The organism is Stenotrophomonas sp. P5_A8 (assembly GCF_056400545.1).
Window position 1 is genome coordinate 1 of the sequence record NZ_JBFULB010000612.1, and the last position, 870, is coordinate 870.

The following is an 870-nucleotide window of genomic DNA, read 5'->3' on the forward strand; positions in this document are numbered from 1 at the left end:
GCAGGCCAAGGCCACGCTGGAAGGGTTCATGGCCGGCAAGCAGGCTGAAATGCAGGCCCAGGCGTCGGCCAAGGCCGGTACCAACCGGACCGAGGGCAATGCCTTCCTGGCCAAGAACAAGACCGTGCCGGGCGTAGTCACCACCCCGTCGGGCCTGCAGTACCAGGTGCTGCGTCCGGGGTCGGGCGAGCGTCCGATGCCGACCAGCAAGGTCCGCGTGAACTACGAAGGCAAGCTGCTGGACGGCACCGTCTTCGACAGCAGCTACGAGCGCGGCCAGCCGATCGAGTTCGGCCTGGACCAGGTCATCAAGGGCTGGTCCGAAGGCGTCTCGCTGATGCCGACCGGGTCCAAGTACCGCTTCTGGATCCCGGGCGAGCTGGCCTACGGCGAACAGGGCACGCCGGGCGGTCCGATCGGTCCGAACGCGACGCTGACCTTCGACGTCGAACTGCTCAACGTCCTGCCGTAAGCGAAACTGGAGTCCCCACGGACATGCGTGTAGCGATTTTCGGTACCGGTTACGTCGGTCTGGTCACGGGTACCTGCCTGGCCGATGTCGGCCACCAGGTGGTCTGCGTCGATATCGACCAGGCCAAGGTCGATGGCCTGAACCGTGGCGTCATCCCGATCTACGAACCGGGCCTGGAGCCGATGGTCAAGGCCAATCACGCCGCATCGCGGCTGGCCTTCACCACCGATGCCGCCAGCGCGATCACGCATGGCCAGGTGATTTTCATCGCCGTGGGCACGCCACCGGACGAGGACGGCAGCGCCGACCTGCAGTACGTGCTGGCGGTGGCCCGCACGATCGGCACGCACATGGCCGTGCCGACCGTGGTGGTTAACAAGTCGACCGTGCCGGTAGGC

General features: G+C 66.3%; 1 protein-coding gene and 1 pseudogene. Both read left to right on the top strand.

Annotated features, from left to right (window positions below; all coding sequences use genetic code 11):
• Positions 1-472 (top strand): FKBP-type peptidyl-prolyl cis-trans isomerase (locus AC1DQP_RS21060; RefSeq protein ID WP_478052502.1); only part of this gene is annotated, 472 nt, incomplete at its 5' end.
• Positions 473-495: 23 nt separating this feature from the next.
• A pseudogene (locus tag AC1DQP_RS21065) lies at positions 496-870 on the top strand (UDP-glucose 6-dehydrogenase); the annotation flags it as partial.